Annotated in this window: 6 protein-coding genes; all 6 read right to left on the bottom strand. The window is 67.6% G+C overall.

Annotated features, from left to right (window positions below):
* Positions 1-291 precede the first annotated feature (291 nt).
* The 6 genes from ACLL9L_RS13105 to ACLL9L_RS13080 all read right to left on the bottom strand — a co-directional run bounded on the left by ACLL9L_RS13105 (position 292) and on the right by ACLL9L_RS13080 (position 5,908).
* Positions 292-753, bottom strand: coding sequence for an acyl-CoA thioesterase (locus ACLL9L_RS13105; protein ID WP_411285102.1), 462 nt, complete (start codon positions 751-753; stop codon positions 292-294).
* The gene (locus ACLL9L_RS13100; protein ID WP_411285101.1) at positions 750-1,868 is read right to left on the bottom strand and encodes an alcohol dehydrogenase catalytic domain-containing protein; all 1,119 of its coding nucleotides are present in this window, start codon (positions 1,866-1,868) and stop codon (positions 750-752) included. The genes ACLL9L_RS13105 and ACLL9L_RS13100 overlap by 4 nt, the downstream gene beginning before the upstream one ends.
* Before the next feature lie 485 nt (positions 1,869-2,353).
* Positions 2,354-3,919, bottom strand: coding sequence for a tyrosine-type recombinase/integrase (locus ACLL9L_RS13095; protein ID WP_411285103.1), 1,566 nt, complete (start codon positions 3,917-3,919; stop codon positions 2,354-2,356).
* A 16-nt stretch (positions 3,920-3,935) separates the two neighbouring features.
* A complete protein-coding gene (locus ACLL9L_RS13090) occupies positions 3,936-4,361 on the bottom strand; it encodes a hypothetical protein (RefSeq protein ID WP_411285100.1) in 426 nt (141 codons plus the stop codon).
* Positions 4,358-5,341: a tyrosine-type recombinase/integrase gene (locus ACLL9L_RS13085; protein WP_411285099.1), complete on the bottom strand. Its 984-nt coding sequence runs from the start codon at positions 5,339-5,341 to the stop codon at positions 4,358-4,360. Before ACLL9L_RS13085 ends, ACLL9L_RS13090 begins: the two co-directional genes overlap by 4 nt.
* A 144-nt stretch (positions 5,342-5,485) precedes the next feature.
* Positions 5,486-5,908 (bottom strand): transposase, encoded by a 423-nt coding sequence (locus ACLL9L_RS13080; RefSeq protein WP_411285098.1) that lies wholly within the window; start codon positions 5,906-5,908, stop codon positions 5,486-5,488.
* Between the last annotated feature and the right edge of the window lie 181 nt (positions 5,909-6,089).

Here is a 6,089-nt window from a genome sequence, read left to right as displayed (position 1 = left end):
CAGGTCGGTCTCGGTGACGTGGGCGCCCGCGGCGGTCACTGACCGGGGCACCAGCTCGACGTCAGCGGGGTCCGCGCCCACTCGAGCCGCGAGCTCGTTGCGGCTGAGCCCGCGCTGAACGGTCTCGACCGACAGCGCCTCCCGGGTCCTCCACATCAAACGTTTTCTTGCCCTCGGCATTGACCCACTGCCCGCCGATGAACAATTGCTTACTGACAGCGTCAATGACCGACGCCTCGTGACCGTGCAATGTCATTACGTTCCTTTTCCCATAGCTGTGTGTGGCTGCGTTCATGTCTGTGCCGACTCAAGCAAGGTGCGCAGCTGCCCCTGGATGGGTGCGGGTCGACGCGTCTGCGCATCGACGTAGACGTGCACCCAGCGACCTTTGGCCGCGATGGCCCGGCCCTCGGTCTGTGCGGAGTTCTGCGGTCGGGCGAACAAGCCGAGTTCATAAGTGACGCTGGTCCTCCCGAGTCTCTCGACACGCAGGCCAACCAGGACGTCGTCGGGAAAGCTCAGCTCGGAATAATAGGTGCATCCTGACTCGGCCACGACTCCGATCACATCGCCTGCGGACACAACGTCCGGGGCCTGGCTGGCGATCCACCCATTGATGGCGGAGTCAAACAGCTGGTAATGCACCGCGTTGTTCATGTGACCGTAGACGTCGTTGTCCGACCAGCGGGTTGATGCGACGGAAAGGACCGGGAAGTCGGCCTCGAGCAGGTCTCGGTCCTCACGGCCGCTCACAGGTCGGCCTGGTCAAACATCACCAGTTGCCGGATGGCTCGTCCCTCGGCGAGCTCGTCAAAAGCGGCGTTGATGTCTTTTAGGTCGATGCGCGAGGAGATCAAGTGCTCAACCGGGAGTCTCCCGGTTCTCCAGCGGTCCACGAAGACGGGGATGTCACGCGGGGGTACGGTCGATCCGAGGTAGCTGCCGATGATCGAGCGCCCCTGGGCGACAAGCCCGAGCGGTGATACGGAAGCTCGCGCTTTAGGGGATGGCAGACCGACTGTCACGGTGCGCCCGCCGGGCCCGGTCAGCGAAACTGCGGTCTCGAACGCTCGAGCGTTTCCGGCGGCCTCGATGACCACGTCGGCCGACAGTCCCGCTTCCAGTGCCTCGTCGGGCGTCATCGCTTCGTGAGCGCCCAACTCGATGGCACGCCGGCGCTTGGACTCCATCATGTCGATGGCCACCACCGAGACATGCGGCTCTCCGATTGCTGTCAGGAGCGCCGCCATGCCGACACCACCTAGTCCCACAACCGCCAGAGTGTCACCTTCCACCGGTCGACCGGCGTTGAGGACGGCGCCACCACCGGTCAAGACAGCGCAGCCCATTACGGCAGCAACGTCGGGCGGCACGTCGTCGTCGACCCGTACGACCGAACGACGGTCCACGACGGCATAGGTGGCGAAACCCGAAACACCGAGATGGTGCATGACCGGGACACCGTCGCGATGAAGGCGCACACTGCCTTCCAGCAGCGTGCCCGCGTTGTTGGCTGCACTGCCCGGTTCACAAGGGATTATGCCGCCAGTCGCACAGGCCCGACACCGGCCGCAGCGAGGCAGGAACGTCATGATTACCCGTTGGCCAACGCGCACGTCGTCGACTCGAGAGCCGACCTCCTCGACGATGCCTGCCGACTCGTGGCCAAGCAGCATCGGAACTGGCCGAAGTCTAGTTCCGTCCACGACGGAGAGGTCGGAGTGACATAGTCCTGCTGCCTCGACCCGTACGAGAAGTTCATGGGCGCCGGGCGGATCGAGGTCCAGCTGGGAGATAGTGATCGGTCGACTGTTCGCAAACGGGCGCGTCTCGCCGATGGTCTCCAAAACTGCTCCGACTATCTTCACGATGTCTCCTAGCGTCCCCGGTTTTCGCGGCCCGGTCGTCGGTAGATGTCTGTACTGCCGTTCCGATGATCCCGCACAGGAGGCGGTGAGTGAACCGTCGTCAGAACACCACACAGCAACGAGCCAAACAAGCCCACCCGCACGACCCCATCGCCCCGGGCCAGACCCGTCCTATGGGGTGCCGGACGTACGCCGTCCGTGTGCACATCTTCTACCGCCATGGCCTCTCCTCCGGGATCCAGATGGCCGGTCCGCCCGACCTCCAGACCATCGTCGGAGCCCCAACGTCCCCCGTCATGAGCCAATGTCCCGCCAGACCCAGGAGGAATGTCCTGAACCGCTCCGGACATGCCGGGGCGGTTCAGACCTCGAAGCGGGTGAGGCGTTGCTCGACCACGTCGAGGTCTGTGAAGTCGTTGGGGGAGAGCGCTTTTCGCTGGATTGTGGAGAAGTAGACCTCTATTAACCGGCCTTGGTGGGCGGTGTCAAGTGGTTGACGTGGATGAGGCTGTGTGTGCGAGTCGGTCGAGGTGGCGGGTGATGCTGGTGATGACGCGGGCATGGCGGGCGACTTCGGTGTTCCATCCTCGGGCTTGGGCGTCCTCGTGCAGTTCGGTGACGTCGGCGAGCTGGGCTTGTAGTGCGGGGACGAATTCCGTGCTGGTGGTGAAGTTGTCGCACTGCTCGCAGATGTTGGCGTAGGAGCAGGCTTCGGCGACGAGGTTACGTGAGCAGTAGCCATGCGCGACACGGGTTTTGAGCATCTCTGCGCGCAGCCACTGCACCCGGTCGGGGACGATGGCCTTGCCGACCGGGGCGATCGGCAGGGTGAGCCGGCTGCGGGCCTTGTTCATGGCCTGGTCGTAGGCGGCACGCACGGTCGGTGAGGCGAGGGAGGCATAGCGCAGGGTCATCTCGGCGGTGACGTGCCCGAGCAGGGACATCAGTGCTTGCAACGACATTCCGCCGTTGATCAAGGTGGTGCCGTAGGTGTGGCGTAGCTGGTGAGGGGTGACGTGCAGGGCGTCGCCGTCGCGGCCTTGGAGACCCGCTGCGCTGGCCGCGTCGGCCAGTCCCTGGCGGAGTCGGTAGGGCGAGAGTCTGCGGCCGCGTTCGAGGAAGAGGAAGTCGGTGGGCTGGCCGTGGCGCGGATGCGGCAGCGCCCGTTGCGGCCCGCGTTGAGCGGTCCAGCCGTCCAGCGCTGCGAGGGTGACCTCGTCCAGGGGGACGGTGCGTTCGGTGGCGAGCTTGCCGAGGGGGACCTTGAGCCAGCTGCCGTGGCTGGCGAAGTCGAGCAGGCAGTCCAGCTCGAGGTCGAGCAGTTCGCCCAGGCGCAGTCCGGTGCCACGCAGGATCGTCAGCCCGTGCCGGGCGAAGGGGTCGCGCAGCTCGGCGACGGCGGCCATCAGGTCTCGGTCGTGGTCGGGGGCCAGCGCGCGCGGCAGCGGCCGGTCCAGGCGGGGGATATCACCAGGGTGTAGCAGCAGGGCGCTGGGCCGTTCGGTCCACCCCCAGACGGCGAGGTCGTCGAAGAACGCTCGCAGGTCGACCACGGTTCGTTTGGACACCGAGGCCGCGACCGGCTGGTCTCGAGCGACCCGGCCGCGCCAGGGCCGGCGGTGGTTGTAGGTGAGGAACCCTTCGAGGTGGGTGCGGGTCAGCTGCGACAGCCGCACCACCTGCGGGTGGTGCGCGGCGAGGTATTCGCCGAACACGATGAGGCTGTCCGCGCGTAGGGCGACGGTGCTGTGGCGCAGCGTCGTCGCGACCAACGCGAGGTAGCGCAGCGCCACCTGACGGATTTCGGGTTGGGGGATACCGGCGGTGAGCATTTCCTCGATCGTGGCTGCTGGCTGGCGCGCGATGCGTGGTAGTTGGTGGCAGACCCGCAGCTGGTAGCAGGCGTGGTGCAGGCCGAACACGCGAGCGGTGTTGTGCCCGCGGATCGTCGCGGTCAGCGACGGCGACTCTGCCAGCTCCTTGGTGCAGGCCGTGATGTCGTCATCGGTGAGCTGGTCGAGGCTCTTGGCTCCGGCGTTCAGACAGACCACGGCCAAGCCGGTGACGCTAACCTGATGGGCCCAGTTGGCGCCCCAGCCCAAGGTGGTGGAGCAGGACGCGACCCGGGCGACGTCGTCGGGGTGGGCTGTAGCCCACAAGGCATAGAGATCGCCCTGGCGTTTGGCGGAGCATCAGGTCCAGATCGACCGGCAGCCTGCCGACCACCCAGGCCCAGCAGATCATCGGCCACGCCTTGCTGCGGCTCAGGTCCGCCATCCGGGCCGCGGTCGGGCGGGTCAGCCACGCCCACAGGTCCGGGTGGACGTCGGTCAGCCGTTCGGCGGCGCGGCGGCGTAACCGCTTGGCGTCCGGGTTGATTCTCAGAGCGGCGACGTAGGCCCGGTAGTCGGCCAGTAGGTGCTGGGTCGCCACCGCGCCACTGGCGTCCTGTCCGGGCGCCGGGTCCGGCCCGATGACTGCTGCGGACCTCATCGGGTGCCGCCCCTGGCTGCGGCGTACTCGGTGGCCAGCGTCGCTGCGGACAGGTGCACGTAGCCGGCGGTGGTCTCCGGGGAGACGTGACCCATCAGCTCGCGCAGCACCAGCAGGTCGATCCCGGCGGCGGCGAGCTCGGTGCCGTAGCTGTGCCGCAGCCGGTGCGGACGAACCCGCGACGCCCCTGAGCGGGCCCGGTGAGTGCGGAAGATCCGGCGCATCCCGGCCTCGGTCAGCGGCCCGCCGGCGCTCGGGCCATGCAGCACCACGAAGCACGTCGGGGTGGCGCAACCCGGTGGTCGTTCCTCACGCAGGTAACCGGCGAGCTCGGCGAAGAATGCCGGGTCGACCGGCACCACCCGTTCGCGTCCGCCCTTGCCGAGCACCCGGACCCTGTGCAGACCCATGTCCACGTCCGCGAGCAGCAGACCGCGCACCTCCGCGGCGCGTAGGCCGCCGAGCGCCATCAGCAGCACTATCGCCCGGTCACGGTAGGTGGCCAGGTCGGCCAAGAAGGCGCCGATCTCCTCCCGGTCCAAGGACTCCGGCAGCCGGTGTGGCTGACGGACCAGCCGTCCTCCAGCCCCGGACCGGTCCGAGGCTGTGTGTCCCAGCAGACCGCGGCGTTTCGCCCGCAGCCCGCTGGAGCGGCGAGCCGCCGGGACCGGGTTGTCAACGCGCAGTCCACTGGTCACCGCGTACTCGAACAGCCCCCGCACCGCGGCGATCCGCCGGTTCATCGAGGCCGGGGCCGCGCCACGCCGCCCGGTCAGGGCCACCACCTTCGCTCCCGCAGTGGGGATGGGCCGCTGCTGCCACTCGAGGTAGTCGAACAGGTCGGTGGGAACCACATCGGCGAGCGTGGCGTGACGGGCGAACAGGAACCGCAGGAAGCTCAGCAGATCGTAGGCATAGGCGCGGACCGTCGCCGGTGAGAAACAGCGAACCCCGAGATGGGCGAGGAACGCGTTGACCAAACCGACGTCCAGGCCGGCCCCGGCGTCCCGGCACGACGCAGCCGATGGCCCTCGCCGGTTGATACGACCCGCAGTTGATGCATGGCCCCTCCTCTTGGGACGCCGGGACAAGTGTGGTGGCCGCCCGCGTCCCCAACCGGGACCTCAGGCCCCCCGGGCGAGTCCGCTCATCCAAGGCCGGTTAACAGAGACCTGGTTGAGCCAGGACGCGTGGACTGGGGTGTGCACCATGATCGCGTTGGGGAACTGCTCGGCGAGTCGGGCGATGGCCTTCTGTCCCCGGTGGGACGAGCCGTTGTCGACCACCCAGAACACGCGGTCGGCGGATGCATACGGCTCGGTGGTCATGACCTGTTCGACCAGTGCGGTGAACGGTTCGATCCCGGTCGTGGCCTCGCAGCGACCGTAGATCTTGGCCCGGTGGACGTCGTAGGCGGCCAGGTAGGCCAGCGCACCGCCGCGGTGGTAGTCGTGGCTGACCCGCATTATCCGGGCCTTGCCCGGGGCCTTGGACGGGTGGCACCGGCACCGAGCCTGGATCGAGGTCTTCTCATCAGCGGAGATCACATAGTCGTTTGCTGACAACGGTTTCCCATCCCAGACCCGGTCGTACGGTATAGGTTGCCTCAGTTACCAGGTCCCCTAGCGACCAGCTTGTGTGGCCCCCTTGCGGCCCGGTTCTCTCAGGCAGGGGTACGGCTTGCCGGATGCGCGGGCTCGGGGGCCGGGTGGCGGACCGTGCCCGGCG

It is taken from the genome of Lapillicoccus sp. (genome assembly GCF_046595215.1).
Taxonomy (GTDB): domain Bacteria; phylum Actinomycetota; class Actinomycetes; order Actinomycetales; family Dermatophilaceae; genus Lapillicoccus.
Note: the sequence above shows the minus strand (reverse complement) of the source record. Positions and strands in the feature narration are given on the sequence as shown.

Excerpts from the sequence above, each read along its gene's own strand:
- ACLL9L_RS13090 (WP_411285100.1), bottom strand. The coding sequence starts at position 4,361 with ATGAGGTCCGCAGCAGTCATCGGGCCGGACCCGGCGCCCGGACAGGAC.